17 protein-coding genes are annotated in these 20703 nt (G+C 42.8%); 6 read left to right on the top strand and 11 right to left on the bottom strand.

The genetic code is table 11. The features are described from left to right. Positions 1-84 precede the first annotated feature (84 nt). Together GTQ43_RS23140 and GTQ43_RS23145 are read right to left on the bottom strand one after the other, a co-directional pair. Complete coding sequence (locus tag GTQ43_RS23140; RefSeq protein ID WP_265275074.1) at positions 85-1155, bottom strand: Mrp/NBP35 family ATP-binding protein; 1071 nt, start codon at positions 1153-1155, stop codon at positions 85-87. Positions 1156-1425: 270 nt separating this feature from the next. Further along, the gene (locus GTQ43_RS23145) at positions 1426-1950 is read right to left on the bottom strand and encodes an SRPBCC family protein (RefSeq protein WP_265275075.1); all 525 of its coding nucleotides are present in this window, start codon (positions 1948-1950) and stop codon (positions 1426-1428) included. Positions 1951-2299: 349 nt separating this feature from the next. Here GTQ43_RS23145 and hemF point away from each other — a divergent pair, with 349 nt between their 5' ends. Beyond that, complete coding sequence (hemF, locus tag GTQ43_RS23150; protein WP_265275076.1) at positions 2300-3340, top strand: oxygen-dependent coproporphyrinogen oxidase; 1041 nt, start codon at positions 2300-2302, stop codon at positions 3338-3340. Positions 3341-3624: 284 nt separating this feature from the next. After that, positions 3625-3993, top strand: coding sequence for an STAS domain-containing protein (locus tag GTQ43_RS23155; RefSeq protein WP_094328250.1), 369 nt, complete (start codon positions 3625-3627; stop codon positions 3991-3993). Positions 3994-4091: 98 nt separating this feature from the next. Here GTQ43_RS23155 and GTQ43_RS23160 read toward each other — a convergent pair whose 3' ends face one another. Next, the gene (locus GTQ43_RS23160) at positions 4092-4688 is read right to left on the bottom strand and encodes a chromophore lyase CpcT/CpeT (RefSeq protein WP_265275077.1); all 597 of its coding nucleotides are present in this window, start codon (positions 4686-4688) and stop codon (positions 4092-4094) included. 203 nt (positions 4689-4891) lie between these two features. Between GTQ43_RS23160 and psb29 the strand changes: the two genes are divergently transcribed. Continuing rightward, a complete protein-coding gene (psb29, locus tag GTQ43_RS23165; protein WP_265275078.1) occupies positions 4892-5599 on the top strand; it encodes a photosystem II biogenesis protein Psp29 in 708 nt (235 codons plus the stop codon). Positions 5600-5688: 89 nt separating this feature from the next. Here psb29 and GTQ43_RS23170 read toward each other — a convergent pair whose 3' ends face one another. From GTQ43_RS23170 to GTQ43_RS23180, 3 genes are all read right to left on the bottom strand, one after another. Continuing rightward, positions 5689-6051, bottom strand: coding sequence for a phage holin family protein (locus GTQ43_RS23170; protein ID WP_265275079.1), 363 nt, complete (start codon positions 6049-6051; stop codon positions 5689-5691). A 238-nt stretch (positions 6052-6289) separates the two neighbouring features. Further along, the gene (locus GTQ43_RS23175) at positions 6290-6973 is read right to left on the bottom strand and encodes an ExbD/TolR family protein (RefSeq protein ID WP_265275080.1); all 684 of its coding nucleotides are present in this window, start codon (positions 6971-6973) and stop codon (positions 6290-6292) included. 44 nt (positions 6974-7017) lie between these two features. Further along, a complete protein-coding gene (locus GTQ43_RS23180) occupies positions 7018-7746 on the bottom strand; it encodes a MotA/TolQ/ExbB proton channel family protein (protein ID WP_265275081.1) in 729 nt (242 codons plus the stop codon). 358 nt (positions 7747-8104) lie between these two features. Here GTQ43_RS23180 and GTQ43_RS23185 point away from each other — a divergent pair, with 358 nt between their 5' ends. Then, entirely contained in the window at positions 8105-8419 is a 315-nt protein-coding gene (locus GTQ43_RS23185) for a YkvA family protein (protein WP_265275082.1), read from the top strand. 682 nt (positions 8420-9101) lie between these two features. Here GTQ43_RS23185 and GTQ43_RS23190 read toward each other — a convergent pair. The 3 genes from GTQ43_RS23190 to glyA form a co-directional block, all read right to left on the bottom strand. Then, complete coding sequence (locus tag GTQ43_RS23190) at positions 9102-12314, bottom strand: glycoside hydrolase family 15 protein (RefSeq protein WP_265275083.1); 3213 nt, start codon at positions 12312-12314, stop codon at positions 9102-9104. 281 nt (positions 12315-12595) lie between these two features. Beyond that, entirely contained in the window at positions 12596-13846 is a 1251-nt protein-coding gene (locus tag GTQ43_RS23195) for a competence/damage-inducible protein A (protein WP_265275084.1), read from the bottom strand. A gap of 336 nt (positions 13847-14182) precedes the next feature. Further along, entirely contained in the window at positions 14183-15466 is a 1284-nt protein-coding gene (glyA, locus tag GTQ43_RS23200) for a serine hydroxymethyltransferase (RefSeq protein ID WP_265275085.1), read from the bottom strand. Positions 15467-15810: 344 nt separating this feature from the next. Between glyA and GTQ43_RS23205 the strand changes: the two genes are divergently transcribed. Then, the gene (locus GTQ43_RS23205; protein WP_265275086.1) at positions 15811-16566 is read left to right on the top strand and encodes a hypothetical protein; all 756 of its coding nucleotides are present in this window, start codon (positions 15811-15813) and stop codon (positions 16564-16566) included. After that, positions 16566-17126, top strand: coding sequence for a DUF4231 domain-containing protein (locus tag GTQ43_RS23210; protein WP_265275087.1), 561 nt, complete (start codon positions 16566-16568; stop codon positions 17124-17126). The genes GTQ43_RS23205 and GTQ43_RS23210 overlap by 1 nt, the downstream gene beginning before the upstream one ends. Positions 17127-17615: 489 nt before the next feature. On the opposite strand, the gene GTQ43_RS23215 is transcribed toward GTQ43_RS23210, so the two are convergent. After that, complete coding sequence (locus GTQ43_RS23215; RefSeq protein WP_265275088.1) at positions 17616-20432, bottom strand: M16 family metallopeptidase; 2817 nt, start codon at positions 20430-20432, stop codon at positions 17616-17618. After that, entirely contained in the window at positions 20429-20566 is a 138-nt protein-coding gene (locus GTQ43_RS23220; protein ID WP_265275089.1) for a hypothetical protein, read from the bottom strand. Before GTQ43_RS23220 ends, GTQ43_RS23215 begins: the two co-directional genes overlap by 4 nt. Positions 20567-20703 lie beyond the last annotated feature (137 nt).

Raw genomic sequence — 20703 nt, forward strand, 5'->3', positions numbered from 1 at the left:
GTCTATTGTTTTCCTTCTCCCCATGTCCCATACCCAATCCCCAATCTTTAGTATTCCCAGGAATCAAATAGAAATTAAAATTAATTATGTCAGGGCAGCAACTGACACTTTACCAGCAATATTAAGAGCGATCGCTGTTAATGCTTTTGCTGAAGCTGAATCTGGATCGCCAACAACTATCGGCACACCACTGTCACCGCCAACTCGTGTAGAAATCTCTAGCGGTACGCACCCCAAAAGTGGCACTCCCAATTCGGCAGCAGTTTTAGAGCCACCACCAGAACCAAAGATGTCATACTGCTTATCAGGTTGATCGGGAGGGATAAAATAGCTCATATTTTCCACGATCCCCAATACCGGGACATTCATTTGCTGGAACATCCGCAATCCCTTGCGAGAATCTAACAGGGCTACATTTTGGGGCGTAGTGACAATTACCGCCCCTGCCATCGGCACTGCTTGAGTTAAAGTTAACTGAGCATCTCCGGTTCCTGGTGGCATATCTACAATCAAATAATCCAGTTCTCCCCATTGCACTTGATAGAGAAACTGGCGAATTACACCATTGAGCATAGGCCCCCGCCAAATTACTGGTTGATCTCGGTCAATCAAAAAGCCCATTGAAACTAATTTGACACCGTGATTAAAGGCAGGTTCCAGGATGTCACCTGTTTCAGTGGAACGCACGGTAATTTGGGCATCAGCCAGACCCAGCATGGTGGGGTCATTAGGGCCGTAAATATCAGCATCTAACAAGCCGACTTTCGCCCCAGTTTGAGCTAGAGCAACTGCTACATTTACCGCCACCGTACTTTTACCAACGCCACCTTTGCCACTGGAAACAGCAATAATGTTTTTGACACCAGAAATACCAGTCCGGTCTGGCAAACTTTTTTGTTGCGGTGTTTCTGCCGTCACTTCTATGCTGACATCAGTAACGCCTGGCAGTTTTTTAACAGCTTTCTGACAGTCTTCAACAATAAATTCACGTAAAGGACAGGCAGGAGTGGTCAAGACTAAAGTAAAACTAACTTTGCCACCGTCAATTTTGACGTTGCGAATCATATTCAGTTCCACCAGACTTTTGCGGAGTTCTGGGTCTTCCACTGGTCGCAACACTTCTAAGACAGAGCGAGAATCGAGGACATCGTACATAAAAATTCAAAATTCAAAATGAATAAATACACTTATGGCGAACATCTTAGTTATTAACTGGATGCTTTCTTAAGTAAGGTCAGCTTAGTATTTTCACTGTCAATGCCGTAATAAAACTTAGTAAATGGCATTATTACCTATATAGAATCTTAACTTTCTTTGGGCATTGGGGATTGAAAAGAGGCAGAGGGGCAGGGTGCGGGGGGCGGAGGGGAAAATTCTTCTCCCTGCCCCCTGCTCCCCCTCATCCCCACTCCCTGCTCCCTTTAACTAAAAATCAAAACAACTGTCATTAAGGGATTTTTTCTTACTAGATACCTTTGGTAATGCTGCTTTTTCTACTGCCTCGACTAAAGACCGGGCTACGCGGTCGGCATAAGGACGGGATAAAGACCAAATTAGGGGCGATAACCAACCCCGTAGAGTTACAGAATAAGATAAACAAGTACCACAAACAGTTGACTCTACTTGATAAGTCACTCGTTCCTCTATCCCTGGAATCGCCAGTACTCTGATACTCAACATCTCTCTAGGATTGACGCGCTCAACAAAAATACGGATGGGAATCGGTGAAAAGCGGGTTACGGCGTGAAAAATCAATCCTGGTTTGGGTACTAATCCGTAGGGTACATTAGTACTCTTAAGTAGTGGATGCCAGGAAACATCTGTTAAGTCAGCGACTTTTTGCCACAGTTCATCTACAGAAGCATAACTAATCTCTCGATACGTCCGCACTAGAGAAGCGCAAAACCGACGACGTTTGCGGTGGATGAATTTGGATAACCAATCTTGCATTTTCCTAATCCTCCCCTCCCCTAGACACTTTCTTTTAACTCTGGTATTGTGTGCAACTACGCTCAGTTACTAAATTGACATCATAAATACACTAATTTGAAGTACCAAATGAGTGAAATAGTTAAACTTAACAAAAAAAACTTAACAAAAAAAACTCAGTCAATATACAAGCCTATACGCATTTGAGGGAAAATAACTCTAGTGATGTCCATCAATCGCATAAATGCTTAACCAGTAAGAAAAAAGCGGGTTGGGCAAATAGAGCTTGATTGTTGGGGCGTGTTTCCCCCAAATTTTAAGATAAGAAATTTGTGGCTTTCTGGAAATTGTAATTTAGGTTCGGGAATCTATGTTGACCAACTCGCAAACACCAACTGTAGCAGCAGAATCATCCAAGTCTTTGCCAGCACCTGACGCTCAGACTAGAGTCAGTCAGTTTATGAAACAACTGCAAGACGAAATTACCGAATCATTGGCAAAACTAGATGGTGTGGCTAAGTTTAATGAAGATAGTTGGGAACGCCCTGAAGGAGGTGGAGGGCGATCGCGCGTGCTGCGAGAAGGTGCAATATTTGAACAAGCTGGTGTAAATTTTTCTGAAGTTTGGGGTTCCCATTTGCCAGCCTCAATTTTAACCCAACGCCCAGAAGCAGCAGGACATGGCTTTTATGCTACGGGAACTTCAATGGTGTTGCATCCTCACAATCCTTATGTGCCCACAGTTCATCTAAATTATCGCTACTTTGAAGCGGGGCCAGTGTGGTGGTTTGGTGGTGGTATTGACTTAACGCCTTATTATCCCTTTGCTGAAGATGCAGCACATTTACACAAAACATTAAAACAAGCTTGTGACAAACACCACCCAGACTATTACTCGGTATTCAAGCGGTGGTGTGATGAATATTTTTACCTCAAGCATCGTGATGAGACACGGGGTGTAGGTGGTCTGTTTTTTGATTACCAAGATGGTCAGGGTGCTTTATATCGGGGGCCAAATCCCAATGGGGAAGCGGCTATTTATAGCAACCAGGTGGGAACACCTGCAACCCGCAATTGGGAAGATTTGTTTGGCTTTGTGCAAGACTGTGGCAGATCATTTTTACCAGCCTACGTACCAATTGTAGAACGGCGACATGGGATAGAGTATGGCGATCGCCAACGGAATTTTCAACTCTATCGCCGGGGACGGTATGTAGAATTTAACTTGGTTTATGACCGAGGGACTATTTTTGGTCTGCAAACCAACGGACGCACCGAATCAATTCTCATGTCCCTACCTCCCTTAGTGCGCTGGGAATACGGCTATCAACCGGAACCTAATTCCCCTGAAGCCGAGTTGTATGAAACTTTCCTTAAGCCTCAAGACTGGATCAACTGGATACCAAATTAATTGGGCATTGGGCATTGGCATTGGTTATTAATTCTTTATCCCTCACTTTGTTATCTACCCCACCTCTCTCATTTCCCCCACTCCCCATTCCCCATTCCTCATACCCCATGCCTCATGCCCCATGCCCCATGCCCCACTATTATTTTGATGAGTTAAACTACTAGAGTTAAGCACTTAGCAGAAAAAGGTGACAATTTTAGCTATAGCTTGTTAATCTCAAGTGACAGCATTAGACAATTCTGTAACTAGCTAATTTTAAGAGGAATGCCACGGGGAGGGCTTTAGTGATTCAGATAGACCAAAAAACTTATACAACCCAAGACGGAAACACAGTGATTGTCTTGACACCTGCCGGTCGCCTAGACATTACCACAGCTTGGCAATTTCGCCTGAAGTTACAAGAGTGTATTTCCAAACTCAGCCGCCATGTAGTTGTCAATCTGGCTCAGGTAAATTTTATTGATAGTTCTGGTCTTACGTCTTTGGTAGCGGGGATGCGTGATGCTGATAAAGTCAAGGGCAGCTTCCGCATCTGCAATGTACATCCAGAAGCGAAACTTGTGTTTGAAGTGACGATGATGGATACTGTCTTTGAAATCTTTGAAACAGAAGAGGAAGCTTTAGAAGGCGTACCTCGTAGCATTGCTAGCTAAAAAAGAGTTAGGAGTTAGGAGACGCGATTAATCGCGTCTGTACAGGAGTTAATTGAAACTTCATAGCTTATAACTTATAACTCATAAGTTTATCTTATTTAATATTGATTTCGCTTGGTGTAGCGATAAGGGCCCATAATAGCCCCCCAAGTTGCTTTTCCAGTCGCTGGATCAATTCCTTTGTCGTAGCTGTGAAATTCTACAGCAGTGCTTTCAAAACCCAAGGAAACATAGACGCTATTACCAAGGTAGGTAAAGCTGCAAAGACTCTCTGGTTGTGGATTGGCGATAAACTTATGGCGATCGCGGCCTAGTGTTTCCTGAGTTACTGTTAGGATACAACCTGGTAGTAAATCTAATTGTTTGGGTGTCAGTGTGTTCAGTAGAGCAGGGTTATTACCTGCGCCTCTTAATGCATCTGGATCTTGAGGTATATAATATTGTACCTCCAGAGATGTATCAGAGTTGCGGCCCTGACGCAAGCGCATAATTCGCTGGCGGTAAGGTTTATCTAGGTTAATCACGCTAGCTTGTTCGGCAAACAGGGTGATGCTATCTTCTGTAAACAAATTCACTGGTCTTTGCCACATTCGGAGATGGACATACCAAACTGGGTCTTCTAGAGCTTGTTCTCGATTATCAAATTCACCAGCTAGGTACTCACCTAAAGCAATTAACTGTGGCGAGAAGTTCATAAATGCGATAAATAAATCATTAAGGATAAATATTTCTAGCTAGTTCTTTAGAGGAAAGAGTCTTATCCCCTGTGGCTACTAGCTTCTGGAATACTTCTGATTTATTTATATTGTAAATGAAACCGTCACCAGTCAAAAGCTAAACTTGGCAAAGTAGCCTTTAAGCGACAAAATAAAGATACGTCGCCCTTAACATTTGCTTTGTGAATAACGTCCGTACTGTCTCTGATACAAAACGAACTTTTTACAATCTTCACACCCGACCGATTAACACTATTTATCGTCGGGTAGTAGAAGAATTGATGGTGGAAATGCATCTGCTATCAGTAAATATCGATTTTAGCTACAATCCAATTTATGCCTTGGGTGTCGTCACTACTTTCGACCGCTTCATGCAAGGCTATCAACCAGAACGGGATCAAGAATCAATTTTTAACGCCTTATGTCGGGCTATAGAAAAAGATCCGCAACACTATCGACAGGATGCTGAAAGATTGCAAGCCGTAGCAAAAGGTTTGCCAGTTAAAGATTTAATTGGGTGGCTAGGCCAAACTACTTACTTAGATCGAGATGCTGATTTGCAGACACAACTGCAAGCGATCGCTAATAATCCTAACTTTAAATACAATCGGTTGTTCGCAATCGGTGTATTTTCGTTATTGGAACAGTCAGATCCGGCATTAGTTAAAGACGAAAAACAACTAACTGAGGCACTAAAAGCGATCGCTGCTGGCTTGCACGTATCTGATGATAAACTCAACAAGGATTTGGAGTTATACCGCTCTAACCTAGACAAAATGGCGCAAGCGCTGGTAGTAATGGCAGATATGCTCTCAGCCGATCGCAAAAAACGCGAGCAACGTAAACAACAATCAACTATACCCGTTGCTCCCCCAAGTTCCAACGAATAGTTAAGAAATGGGAGTGATGAGTTAGGAGTTATAAGTGAGGAATTGTTAATAGCTCTTAACTCCTAACTCCTAACTCCTAACTCTTAAATTTACACGCCCAATAATTTGTAGATTAAGCTGTTAATAATGGTCAGGGTGAATGCACCAATAACAGCACTCCAAATACCGTAACGTAAGCGAAAGCCCTCTACTAACCAAGCAGCAATACTAAAACAAACCACGGCAATCATAAATGTGAAAATGCCGGATAATAAATCTAAGGTAAGTAAATTTGGTACTGCAAAAATGAGGCTTAAAATCGGTCTGACTATTGCCGTCACGATACCAAGCACTGCGGCAGAAAGGAAGGCTTTACCAGGAGTATCAATTTCAACTCCTAAAGGTAATTTACTAATGATTAACAAGCTGATAGCTGTTACTACCCAAACAATTAAAAGCGTCACGATATTCATGCCACAACCCCTGAAACGTGAATGGCAATTGGTGATAAATTACTTCAGTTTATCGGTGGAAAAATCTTTAAAGCTCAACCAATTATTTGTAAGTTAGCAGAAATTTAATCGCTAATCGAATTTTGTTTTAGATATCTTTAGGATTTGGTAAAAAGCTTCAGGGGGAGTGGGGAGTGGGGAGATGAGGGGGGCAAGGGAGACAAGGAGAAACCCATGCCCAATTCCCAATGCCTCTATCTCATCTTTTAAGAGTAGGTTGGGTTTTTTTAGGTGCTACAGGCGCTTGGGATGCCGGTGGGTTAGAAATACCAGGATTAATAGGACTGATACCTTGTCCTGTTTGAGGCTGATTGACGCTAGGAAAGGGTACAGAATTAGGTGCTGGGGGAAATTTAGGGGTAATATTGCCTTCGGGATTGATACCTGGAAGTGGTGCAGCACCAGGATTGCTTGGGAAAGAGGGAATATTCGGCTGGTTGAGTGAGTTGTTTATGGGTGGTTGAGATGGGCCAGGAATAATCCCCAAAGAAACGCGATCGCCTCCTACTTGCCGCAGTAAATCCAATGTCTCAATGACATCATTGTAAGTTGCTGTCCGCGAAGCATTTAGTACCACAACAGCACTAGGGTTTGCTTGAAGATACTGTTTTAAACTCTGTTCCAAATCCTCACGTTTTACAGGTTGTTTTTCTATGTAAGTATTGCCAACGGCATCGATAGTTACAATCAGACTTCCATTCTGTGATGTGATTCCAGATATCGTACTGGAACTGGCTTTGGGCAAATCAACATTTATTGCTTGTTGGCGCGTAAATTGTAATGCCGCTAACAAAAAAAACGTCAGGATACAAAAAACGACATCAATTAAAGGGATGATTTGAATTTGAACTTCTTCAATTGGAGTATGGAGATTAACTTTCATTTTCTCAATTTAAATGCCTGGCTTAGGGATTGAACTATTAACTATTAATTAGCTGTATTGGGGGGTTCAGGAGGTTCAGGAAACTTTGTTTTTCCTGGCTTGCGGGGCGGAGTGAAATTTTCCGGCACAATTGCTGATGTATTATTACTAAAATCAGGCGGGGACTGGCGGTAGAGCAATTCCATCTCATTCCCTGCCTTCCGAAAAACTTTGATTTGGTTGACTACAAAACTTTGAAATAGGCGGTAAAACACCAAACTAATAATCGCAACTATTAGCCCTGTTGCCGTAGCAATCAGCGATTCACCAATACCAGTTGTTACTCCAGCTGTAGATTCAGTTCCTAAATCGCCAATCCGAATTGCTCGCAAAGCTCTGATCAAACCCAAAACTGTACCCAACAATCCCAATAGGGGCGCAAGGGCAATTACGGCTTCTAAAAGTTTTTCGCCCCGGCGCATTCCAGCCAATTCGTCTTCTGCCGAAGCCTCCAATGCTAGTCGAAAGGTTTCCGCATCACTTTTGGCTAAACGTAAGGGAGCGTAGAGAAAACGTCCAGCAGGTTGATTACTTGCTTGTCTTGCAATATCCGCCGCTACTTGCCAATTATCCTGAGCAGCATCGAGGATGCGATCGACTATTTGCTTTTCCTGAGTCAAAATTCGCAACCAGAACCACGAACGCTCAAAAATCACACTCAGAGATAGAACCGACAGGACTAGCAGAGGCCACATCGCTGGCCCGCCTTTATAAAATAAATCTAAAATATCCACTGTTTAAGTTTCCTCCCACCACGACTAGAGCAAATGTGCTAAGGCATTTTAATTCTAGAGATTAATGCAAAATGAGGGACTTCCAAAATATAAATTTCTCGAAAACCTAAAAAGACGGTGTAAAAATAGCCTATTTGACTTAGACTGCTGGACAAACCTGCTACTGGGTAGGTAATTGAACGAGCAACTCACTTTTTTTTACCGAGAGGATAGAAACATTCCAATTTGCCCCCATGTTTTTCGATGATAATTGGTAAAAAATTACGAGTAGCGTCTTCCAGAATAACTAGGACGGTTATTCCCACCGGGAATTTTGAGGATTATTTGTCAAAATTAAAGATAACTGGAGGTTCAAAATATGAAATTTTCAATCCAATCACTTTACACTTGGTATCGCAATTTGCTTCGTAACCCCAAGTACCGTTGGTGGGTAATTTTAGGAACGTTGGTTTATTTGATCAGCCCAATTGATATTGCCCCAGATTTTATACCCATTGTGGGACAGATTGATGATGTTTTCCTTTTAACCCTGCTAGTTAGTGAGGTGTCTGGGCTGGTGATTGAGGGGTGGAAAGCTCGTAAGGGTGATATGGAAACTGAAGTAGCTGATAGTGCTGAGGGTTCTCAGTCTACTGGAAGTACTATTGATGTTGATGCTGTTTCGGTTAAGTAGTTTTGTCAATAAAATAAAATTTAATAAACCCCCTGCTTTTACTGTCTGCTCACAACGGCACTCCTGAAGCAGGGGATATTTTTTTACAATAGTCAAAGTTAATTAAAGGTCATTTAAAGGATCTTTATAAAGTCTAGTTTATCAAGAAAGGCAGAGGGCAGGAGGCAGAAGGCAGAAGGGAATACTGCCTCCTCCCTCTGCCTGTGACCGAACCGAACTTGGGTATAAAACCCCACCGTCTATACGGTGCTTACAATTGGTTGGGGTCTGAATCCCCAACGAAAAAGTTCCTTCTGCCCTCTGCCCTCAGCATAGATGCCTTCTTCAATAGGCACTTCCAAATAAAAAAATGTTCCAAAACTGACGCAAAAACTCTCTCTATTCCTCCTCTCTCTGTGTTCTCTGTGTCTCCGTGGTTCGTTTATTTGGATAATTTATTTCTTGGAAGTCCCTTAATACTTGGACGACTTATAGTCACGCTCATGATTGTCAAGTAATGACAAATTTTATCCAAAGTAAGCAATTGTGATTTTTGGCTTGAGTGCGATCGCATTTTATAATTTAGCTTTTTCTTACAATAAGCTTGGGTTAGGGCTTGATGCTTCCTAACCCTCATTAAAAATAAGAGAAAGCCTTTTTAGATTTGTGAACATAGTGTAACGCAACCTACACCTATCCTAAATTAAGCTGCACTGACTTCGCCAAACTTTGTCAAGAAGCGGAAGGCTTTAAGGATATAACTAGCACAATCTCTAGGAGAAGTATTATAAAACGATCGCCATGCACTTGCCTTATCCTCATCATAGCGATCGCTGCGTTGACTATGATTTTCTAGCCACGCCAATCGGACTGCATGGCCAATCAACACATCCAACACGATATATTCTTCGATTTGCAGCTTGGGATTATTAGCTGCGATCGCTCCTAATTCTATTAATGCTTCAATATTAACTTGGCGGTATTCTGGAGCTTCGATTTTATTCAGCAAATGCTCCACTAATAAAGCAAAATTTCTTTCTCCAGCGGTCATTTCTGACAGCATTATCTCACTGTCTAAACGATTGCGCCGCTCTAGCTTATCCCCAATTACTAGACCCTTGCAATGTTGCATTAATAACCAAACCTGCTTAAAAAATTCTTTTGGTACGCGCCCCGTTGCACCTTCAGCTTGGCGAAACCGTCGCCACCCCCCTGGCGGGACTTCTATTTCTTCCTCAATAGCTGGCGACACTACCCAAGCAATATCACTTTCTTTTTGCTTAACGTGCAGTGATTCTTGCTGACGTAACAGGTTACTCATGCCAGTATATCCAGTTAATACCTGACGCAAGCGCATTTTCACTTCAAAGGGTGAAAGTTGCATTAAACGATCGTAAGCTTCATCTTGGGTAACATACAGTTCCCGCGCTAGTTCGCTGGTTATCAATAAGATGAGATAGCCAACTCTTAAGGTCAGTAATCCTTGAAATAGTTCGGGTTCTGAGCGAATTAATACACCAAGATAGATTAAAATCTCTTGTGTGAGGACGCGATCGCGGATATCCTCACGACAAAAATGACTAATTTTATCGGCAATTTCATCGTGGGGCATGGGTACGGTAATTAACGACGCTTCACTGTAAGCTTTACCCACAGCAATTTGCTTACCCCTTACCAAAATACTCGTTACTGCATCTGATAAGCTGATATCAACCATAAGGCGTAACCCCGCAGCCCGACGCACTACCGCCCAAATACCTAAATCTCCAGCTTTGGTATAAACTTCATCGAGTAAATCGGCTACGGTGACAGGATATCCTGGGCCACCATACCCCGTATCAAATTCCATTCCCTGCAAGCGAGTTAAAGTTTGCAATAACTCAATTTGCTCGTGGATATTTTCTGATGAACGCAGATAAGAAAGCAATAATCCGAAGTTGGTTTCACACTCCATTTGAAATTCTTGAGTATGTCCTAAGCGCCAGTTTTTTTCAGGATGATAAGCCAGGTAATAGCAACGTGGCCCGGCATTTTTCACAGGTGATAGGGAAAATTCGGCATTTGGAAGAAAATCAATTCTTTGGATTCCAGCCGTCAGCATTAACTGATTTAGCCGCCCTAATTTTACCCGCACACCATTACAAACACCATCTTTCAGTTCTTGCATCAATTCTAATAATGCTTCCGAACCGATTTCTAACATAGTGTGCGTCAACATTAAAGTCAGAGTTGGACGACCTAAATCGCTCCAATATTTTTGAATGTAAGCTAGTTCGCTTCTAATTTGATCTAGTAGAAAATGGTAATCTAGAGTTAAGTAAAACTGTTGAGAATCTGAGAATGCAGGCAAAAAGACAATTGTTTCACCACGAATCCGAAAGATTCTAGATGTTGTCAAACTCCTCAGCCGCCGGACTGGTCGTCCAGTTAAACCAAGTTTATCATTACGGCCAATTTGGGTATAAATAGCCGAAAATTCTCCAGCTTCTCTCACCTGAATCGGTTCTACTTGGGTAGGTGTTTGGGCTTCAATTCCATGAACTTCTAGTTTCTTCTGTAAGTCTTCATCTTCTGCTAATAAAGCAATTTGTACCAACGATTCGCGCTGTTTTCCTACACATAAATGTCTTCCCAAAGGGTCGATATCACCAACGGCAAGTAACCCTTCACTCAACATCTTGCCGAGAAAATATAAGCTCTGTGCCCACACCAAGGGGATATTTTCATTGGGTAAACGTGGTTGCGTTTGGGGTGCTAACTTTTCTGCTTCTATATTTTCTGCTGGCACATAATAAAGTTCTGGCAATAAACGTAAACCATTTTGTTCTATGAGTAATGATTCTAAAAGCTCTTGATATTTTTTAACCTGTTCTTGCTCGCCACGAAATAATCCATCTAGAACTAAATAAGTGAAAAATAACGGCCATTCACATTCAATATGCTCAAATTGCTTGAGTTCTAACGGCTCATAGTGCAAGCGCTGATTATCTTCTAAAACGGTTTGGTGTCCATCACGCAGAAAGCGTTTACAGCCATATTTACCTGCGAGTTTATTGATAATATCGTTTAAAGTGCGATCGCGTAACTCCAAATCTTCCACTGCAAAGGCAGGATAACTAATAATACTCAATAACGCCGCATCGATTTCTTTGGAACCAGATTCCCTTGGTAATAGAGATTCTAAAGTAATCCGGGCACGGGCGATTTCATCTGGTAACACATGAATCACCGATGCTTGACTACCACGCACACCAAACAAATCCAGTCCATTAATAGCTTCTAAAGCAGCTTTCGCCATACCTACGGAACTGGCATTTAACTCAGCGGTACCACGATTAATTTTATTACCACGTTCCCAAATGCCGTAATCTGGGGTGCGGTAAGCTCGTCCAATGTAGTAAACCAAATTTTGGACAAAATTTACTTCATCAACTGTATAAATTATTTGCAATCCGGCTGCGGTCATTTGTGCCAACATCAGCAAAAATATGGATGTAGCATCAAGTTGCAAATGTCCCCATTCGTCATCACCAACAACAATATCACCAGTCGCGGTATTATATTTGGCGTGCAGTCCATCCAGTAGCGACTGAGTATGTTTAAATGTCTCTACTTTATGAGCTTGTCGCATCATCGCAAACAGCAACCCACGCATCAGTTTAATGACACTGTGTTCTAGTTCATAAGTGCGTCCCTCATCGTCGTCAATCTTGCGGTATGCAAGTCCTAAACCCCAAACTGCCAAAATGCTGTAAACGTTGTCTCGTACCCAGGCATCAGTATAATCACCGTGGGCTGTAATTGCTGTACTCGCAGGTAGTAAACCAGTAATCGGATTCTGTCGAGTCAGGATGATTGTCTTGATTTGCTGGTAATAAGAGTCGAGATGAGCTAGCAATTTGGCGGATGTTTTCATGATTTGGTTCAGAACTACTTGCAGAATTCGACCCTGTGGCTGTGAAATTAATTACCTAAACCAAGGCCAGAACAAGTTCTGTAATCGGTGATGGGACAACAGCTAAGGGTGGTGTGAGTTTATTATTATCTCGTGTTAATAGACTTCTGGGGACTGAATTTTAGCGATCGCAAACTAAAATGCGATATTTGTTAAAATCTTTACAGATATTTTTACCCAATTGCGGAAGTCCCTACTCTGGGTAGGAGGATAGAGACGCGGATACCGCGCTCTTAAGTTACCTACCTTGTCAACAATTTCCGGCGCAGATTATCCAACGCTGCATTCGCACTCACATGACGAATTAGAGCGCGTCCTCGCACTGTACCAAACTGATATTCAAAACTTGCTACTTCATCCTTTGGCCCAGCTAAACCAATGTAAACTAAACCTACCGGCTTAGTATCTGTCCCTCCAGTTGGGCCAGCAATACCAGTGATACTCAATCCCCAAGTTGTTGCAAGGCGAGTTTTGACTCCAATTGCCATTTGCTCTGCAACGGTAGCGCTTACCGCCCCAAATTTATCTAAATCTTCTGGGTTAACCCCCAGCAATCTAACCTTCACCGAATTGTCATAAGAAATTACTCCACCCCAAAAGTAATCAGAACTTCCAGAAATCTCAGTTAACATTTGCCCTAAACCGCCACCAGTGCAAGATTCTGCCACTGAAAGCGTTTCTTTTGATGCCCGCAATAACTGACCAACAACAGAAGCAGGAGTATCATTATTAACGCCGTAAAAATCTAGTCCGGCAATTTCTTTAAGTTGTTTCTCAATGGGCGCAATTAGTTCTTCTGCGGCTGCTTCGGAAGTCGCTTTAGCAGAAACTCGCAATCTTACTTCCCCCTTACCTGCATAAGGGGCTACTGTGGGATTTGGCAACTTCAAATAGGAAGCAACTTTTTCTGCCAAAGCAGATTCACCAATACCCCAAAACTTTAAACTCCGGCTGTAAATAATTTCTTTACCCCAACCTTGACTTTTGAGAAATGGGACGGCTGTTTCTTCCCACATCGGGTACATTTCACTGGGAACACCAGGAAAGGTAAAAATAGTGATTTCAGGACGGGGTTGCCAAATGATACCGGGTGCTGTTCCAGTGGGGTTGGGGAGAATTTCTGCACCTTGGGGAATCAAAGCCTGTTTGCGGTTACTGGGTGACATAACCCGATCGCGTTGGGCGAATTTCTGGGTTATATCTTCGATGATTCCTGGGTGTTCTACCAAAGGGGTTTTAAAAAAATCGGCGATGGTTTCGCAGGTGAGATCATCTGGTGTCGGGCCGAGTCCACCAGTGAAAATGAGAATTTGCGCTCTGGAAATAGCAATTTCTATAACTTGCTTTAACCGTTCTGGATTATCCCCAACCACTGTTTGATAGTAGTGGGGGATACCTAACTGCGCTAATTGTTGCGCTAAAAATTGAGCATTGCCGTTGAGGATATCTCCTAACAGCAGTTCAGTACCAACACAAATAATTTCTGCACTCATTGGAAGGAATAGTAAGAAGTTAGGAGTTAGGAATTATACCAATTTAATGTGAAGTTGCACATATTTTGATCCCCATAAATCCCCCTTAAAAAGGGCGACTTTGATAGATGTTTTTCCGGTTCCCCCCTTACTAAGGGGAGCTAGCGCGGTCTTGGGGTCTCCCCCGCCGCAGGATGCGCGAAGCGCTGTAGTGGAGCGACTGGCGTGGGCTAGGGGGGATCAAATTCTATGCAGCTTCATAAAAAATTGGTATTAGAAGTTAGAAGTTAGAGTTAGAAGTTAGGAGTTCAAAACTTAAAACTCATCACTCTTAACTCTTAACTCCTAACTATCATGTCAGGCTAGTGCTGGTACTGGAATTTCCAGGTGAGGATATAAGGGGAAGCGATCGCACAATGCTGCTACCCGTTGCCGACAATCTTGGGTTACTACGTCGGAATCTGGAGAAAGTAGGCGATCGCTAATAATATTTGCAATCTCGGTAAATTCTGCTACTCCTAAGCCGCGCGTGGTCATTGCTGGCGAACCTAACCTCAAACCACTGGTAACAAATGGCGATTGCGGATCGAAGGGAATAGTATTTTTGTTAGCAGTAATATTCACACTGCTGACTAGCTGATCCGCTTGCTTACCAGTTAGATTGACAGAACGTAAATCTACGAGGAGTAAATGGTTGTCAGTGCCATTTGACACTAATTTTAAACCCCGATTTTGTAATTGTTCTGCCAAAGCACGGGCATTTTCAATCACTTGGGCAGAATAGGTTTTAAAATCAGGCTTTAGGACTTCTCCAAAAGCTACTGCCTTACCAGCAATGACGTGTTCCAATGGCCCGCCCTGAGTGCCAGGAAAAACAGATTTATCTAGTTTTTTACCTAATTCTGCGTCGCTGGTCAAAATTAAACCACCTCTAGGGCCGCGGAGAGTCTTATGTGTAGTTGTTGTTACTACATGACAATGAGGAATGGGATCGGGATGAAGCCCACTAGCAACCAAACCAGCGATATGAGCAATATCGGCAAGTAAGTAAGCGCCGATTTCATCAGCAATACTACGGAACTTTTCAAAATCAATTACACGGGGATAAGCTGAATAACCACAAATTAAGAGCTTAGGACGCTCCCTTAGCGCCAGCTCCCGAATTTGATCGTAGTCAAGTTGTTCTGTTTGTTGACTGACACCGTAATGGCTAACTTGGAACCACTTACCTGAGACATTTACAGGTGAACCGTGGGTGAGATGTCCCCCATGAGACAAATCCATCCCCATAATCTTGTCTCCTGGTTCCAGGAGCGACAGAAACACAGCAAAATTGGCTTGTGCGCCAGAATGGGGTTGGACATTGGCATGAGCAGCACCAAATATCTGTTTAGCGCGATTGATCGCTAATTGCTCGATTTTGTCGATAAATTCACAACCGCCATAGTAGCGTTTACCAGGTAATCCTTCGGCATATTTATTTGTCAGTACCGAACCTTGAGCCGCCAGTACCGCAGCCGAGGTAAAGTTTTCACTAGCAATCAACTCTAAGTGATCTCGCTGACGTTGTAGTTCGTCGTTGATTAGCCCCGCGATCGCTGGATCGCTGGAGGAAAGAAAGTCTGAATTAGTCCTAGTCACTTCAATTATCCTTATGGAAATTTGTACAACGGCTGATTTTGGTTGGACGCAGCACCTAACAGTTCTACAGAGGCGATTAACCGTCTCCGTATTCTGGAGATTTGTTTGTGCCAACTTATTTATTATTAGGCGTAAGCTAGATTAATGCATTAATCATCATAACCTTGCTTTTTGAAACTCCACTAAATAAAGCTTCTGGCGACACCGAACAGCCCGTCAGAGACATCGCTCCTCGGTAGGACAAAAAGCTGAACGCTTCAGCAATTAACTGTGGGTAATACGCTTGTGGAACATGACTGCGAAGTTCTAACCTGGAAAACTTAAGCAGTCAAAATTGTTGACAAATGAACAATTCTTTGAAACTAACCTTTGATAGCGGACAAACAGCATTAGCGATTCGAGTTGATCGACAAGCCGAATTACCGGATGCTCTTGAGAGAATCGGGCTTGGCGGTTCGCGTTCTGTTTTAGTGGTGGTAGGGGGTGCAAGTAATATTAGTAAAACCGACTTTCTCCGCATTCAACGCTTGTTTACGGAAATTTTAGCCCCCATCGCCGAAAGTTTGGGAGCTTATGTGGTGGATGGAGGTACGGATGTGGGAATCATGCAACTCATGGGTCAGGCTCGTACCCAGATAGGGGCTAAGTTTGCTTTGATTGGTGTAACACCTGAAAATAAAGTGGTTTTACCTAATCAACAAGAACTTGCTGCTGATTTAACACGGTTAGAACCAAACCACACTCATTTTGTGCTGGTTCCTGGCGATAATTGGGGCGATGAGTCTCCTTGGATATCTCAGGTTGCAACTGTGCTGGCCGATAACGCACCTTCATTGACTATACTTTTAAACGGTGGTGAGATTACCTTTGAAGATGCCTTTTCTAGTGTTAATAGTGGCAGGTTAGTTGTTGTAATTGCTGGTAGTGGTAGAACCGCAGATATCCTTGCAGATGCCTTGCGTGGACAGGCTACCGATGAGCGAGCTAAAAAGTTAGCTAAATCTGGTATATTACAATACATTAGCTTAATCGACATAGAGAATAAAGTTGAAAATTTAGGAAAAATAATTAAGGATTTGCTTTCAATTAGGAGTGAATAATGCCAAAAAAAGATAGTTATCCAGAATTTTTAAAGGAAGATTTTAACAAGTTATTTGAAGGGATTAACTTAGGCGATGTGCAAAGACATTTTTTGCGATCGCGCTGGTTAGACCAAGTACTCTGGATGGAAGGTAAGGCGAATTTCTCACGCGATCGCTATTATTGGTTGCGGATAACAACTATTGTTGGTGGTGTAATTCTGCCGACACTGGTAAGTCTAAACATTAATAGTACTCTCCAAGTTAACGATAGAGTCAAGAATGTCATTATCTGGTCAACTTTTAGCTTGAGTCAAGTAGTTGCTATTAGTGCTGCTATTGAAGAGTTTTTTCATTATGGAGAACGTTGGCGACACTATCGCCGGACAGTCGAATCTTTGAAAAGCCAAGGGTGGCAATTTTCACAGTTAACAGGCCCTTATAGTAATTATAAAAGCCACAATGAGGCGTTTAATATCTTTGCCAGTAATGTAGAAGATATTATTCAACGAGATGTAGAAATATACGCCACTCAAGTTGTAAAAGAAAAGAAAGAAGAAGAACCGAGTCAGGAAAAATAGATCCTGATGCTAAATGCAAATATAAGTAGGTTGGCTCAAATAAACTTAACTATTAACAATATGGTTCAGTTAAAGCCAAAAACTAAAACCAGCATAGGTTGGGTTGAGGCACGAAATCCAACCTACAGAGGCAACTACATTTCATTACGCTCGCAATGACATAAATAGACGCGATAAATCGCCGTCTCTACAAAGAACTGATTATTGTAAAGACGGCGATTTATCGCGTCTTTTTTATCGCGTCTCTTGCCTTAACTAAACAGTATTGTGATAAGAGTCATTTCAATACTGCTCGGTTAAGAGTCGATCCCCCCAACCCCCCTTAAAAAGGGGGGCTAAAAATGCCTTATTTTCCCCCTTTTTAAGGGGGACTAAGGGGGATCTCTGATGACTATGCACCTTAACCGAGCAGTATTGAGAGTCATTTAATTTTAGATTTGGGATGAAGGAAGAATTCAAAATCCCAAATCTAAAATTCACTAATGTTAATTAACTGCCTTTGGGTAGAGTATCACCAGGCCCAGCGGTGACAATTACCAGATTTTCTGGCTTAATTAAATCCTCAATTACCTTTTGGATCTGAGTCATAGTGACTGATTGAATCTGTTGGGGAAATTCACGGATTTCCGAGCGTGAAAGTCCCAATACAGAATTTTCTAAAATAATGCTTGATACATCACTAGGATTAGCTAAATCCACGGGGTAGCTATTAGTAATTGAACGTTTTGCCGTATTCAATTCCGCTTCAGTTATTCCTTGATCGCGCAACTGTTTAAGTAAAGCCAGAGTACTAGCGATCGCTTTTTGGGTATCTCCAGGTGCCGTCTGCATCTGAATTAAGAACGGGCCGGGGTTGATTCCGGCAGCAAAACCACTATAGATCCCGTAGGTTAGACCTTGGCGATCGCGCACTTCTGTACCCAAACGGCTCGATAAGGTATCACCACCCAAAATTTGATTTAGCACCACTGCTGCATAATAACGTGGGTCTTTTCGAGATATGCCATTATAGCCGATGTAGGTAACAGCCTCGGTTTTACCGGGAATTACTTTATTTAAACGTGTCGAAGTTTGCGGTAATGGCACGGATGAGATTTTTAGCACAGGTGGCTTACCTGTGGCTTGCCATTTGTCAAACGCCTGATTTAGCAAAGCTTTTACCTTAACTTCATCAAAGTCTCCAACTAAAGCGATCGTTGTGCCATCCGATCGGTAGTGTGTCTGGTAAAAACTAAGCAAATCATCACGAGTAATGCTTTTTAAACTCTCGAAGGTGGGAAAACTATGGAATGGATGATTTTCTGGGTAAATTGTCTGCTGGAATACTTGTCGTCCCAATCCTCTAGGGTCATCTAGCTGGACTTTCAGACTTGTCAGTGCCCTCTGGCGACTGAGTTCTAACTGGTCAGCAGGGAAAGTGGCGTTTTGTAATACATCTGCCAGAGTTTGAATCAATATCGGTAGATTCTCTGAAAGTCCCTGACCGCTAACGCTAACTCCCTCGCGGCTGGTGCTAAAGCTTAAATCGGCTCCTCGGTCTTCTAAGGTTTTTGCTAGGGTCAAAGCATTTTTAGTCTGCGTCCCATTCATTAAGTTGGCCGCAGTCAGATTCGCTAATCCAGCTTTTTGATTGCCATCAAATTCAGTACCAGCGTTAATCTGTCCACTCAAGTTAATGGTGGGGAGACTGCGATCGCTCAATAACAAAACCCGCAAACCATTATTTAAGGTAAACTCTTCTGGTAGTGATTGTTTGCCCGAATCTGTAGCTGATGTGGCAGGTGGCAGATATTTAGCTAGTTCTGCTGGATCTACAGGTTTACCGGGGCTGAAGTTTTCCACCGTCCGCCCAGAACCAGCGCTAGAAGTCCCTGGTTTACCATCTGGTTGAGTCGGCTCAAAGAAGCCGATGGTTTGTTTAGCTGGATTGAGATAAGTTTTGGCTACTTGCTGAACTTGGGCTGCGGTAACTTTAGCGATCGCAGCCAGATACTTTTCAATAAAATGATAATCACCTGCGATCGTTTGGTTATATGCCAGTTGGGTAGCTTGACTTGTGATATCTTGATTACCCAAAATATACGATGCTTGCAGTTGCGTTTTCGCTCGCTTCAATTCTTCTGTAGTTACAGGCTGTTGTTGCAACTTTCCTAAAGATTCCTGAAGCACCTGGGCAATTTTCCCTAACTCTTGACCCGGAGCCGCCGTAGCACTAATATCATACCAACCTGGTTCTATAAGTTCAGCCGCCCCACCACTGACTGAACTAGCGAGTCCCGATTCCACCAAAGCCTGGTAAAGTCTGGAACTGCGTCCACCTGTGAGAATGGCATCCATCACATCAATTGCCGGCACATCAGGATGCTTGATATCTGGCAGAGGATACACTGCTTGTAGTAGTGCCGCGCTTCCAGGTTGCTTTAGGACGATGGGTGCTTTTTTCGCAACAGGGGTAGCTGGAGAAGCGTCCGCAATTGAAGAAGATGCAGAGAAATTATCAAGTGCTTGCCTTGCGTCATGGACTGCCGCATACCCTTTGCCCCGTTTTGGCAATTTCCCGTAGGCTGCTTTAACAACTTTGAGTACAGGTTCTGTGGCAAAATCCCCTGTAATCACCAATGTGGCATTTTCTGGGCTGTAGTAGGTTTGGTAATAATTCCGCACCTGCTCCACCGTAAATTTTTCTACATCAGCTTTTGTCCCTCCCACAGGTAAGCCATAAGCTCTAGTAGGGAAAGCATCTCGCATCACTGCCCGATCTAAGCGATAGCCTGGTGAATTTTCATACCCTTGTAACTCGGAGATTACCACCCGCTTTTCACTCTTTAGTTGCTCAGTTCCAACTAAGGAGTTTTCCATGCGATCGGCTTCTAGTGTCAATAATGCTTCGAGTTTGTCTCGTTGCACTGTGCCAAAGTAAGCTGTTTCGTCATAGCTAGTAAAAGCATTAAACTGACTACCCAAGGCACTAAACAACCTGCCAAACTGCACAGGACGGTCAGTTGTCCCCTTAAACATCAAATGTTCTAGCTGGTGAGAAATGCCATTTTCTCCCTTAACTTCGTTACGCGAACCAACTTTATACCAAACTTGCACGCTCACCACTGGAGCGGTATGGACTTCCTTTGTCAACACCGTTAAGCCGTTGTCTAATACCGTTTTTGTTACCCCTTGGGTAAATGAGAGGGCAGATACAGGTGTGACTGCTGTCGGTGTTGCAGCATTGGTTAAATTGCCCGAAAAAGGCACAATGCTTAGGAGAAGGCTGAGTAAAAACCCGATAACCATATACGAGCGTAGTTTCATAAGCAATGCGAAATTGAAAATCTATAATTATAGAACAAAATTGCGTCTGTCCAATCTAGAAATAGTCCTCTAGCGATCGCACTCAGCATCTCCATCGTAGTTGGTGCGATCGCTGGACTGATTAAAATCCTCAAATCTGGCTAATCTCATGTTCGACTCAAAATTTTACGACATTCCCGACTTTTTGAAAAAATAACTCGTAGTAATTCGTAGGTTGGGTTGAGGAACTAAACCCAACATTATCCATCACAATACGCAACGCTGATGTTGG

This window comes from Nostoc sp. KVJ3 (genome assembly GCF_026127265.1).
Classification (GTDB): Bacteria; Cyanobacteriota; Cyanobacteriia; order Cyanobacteriales; family Nostocaceae; genus Nostoc.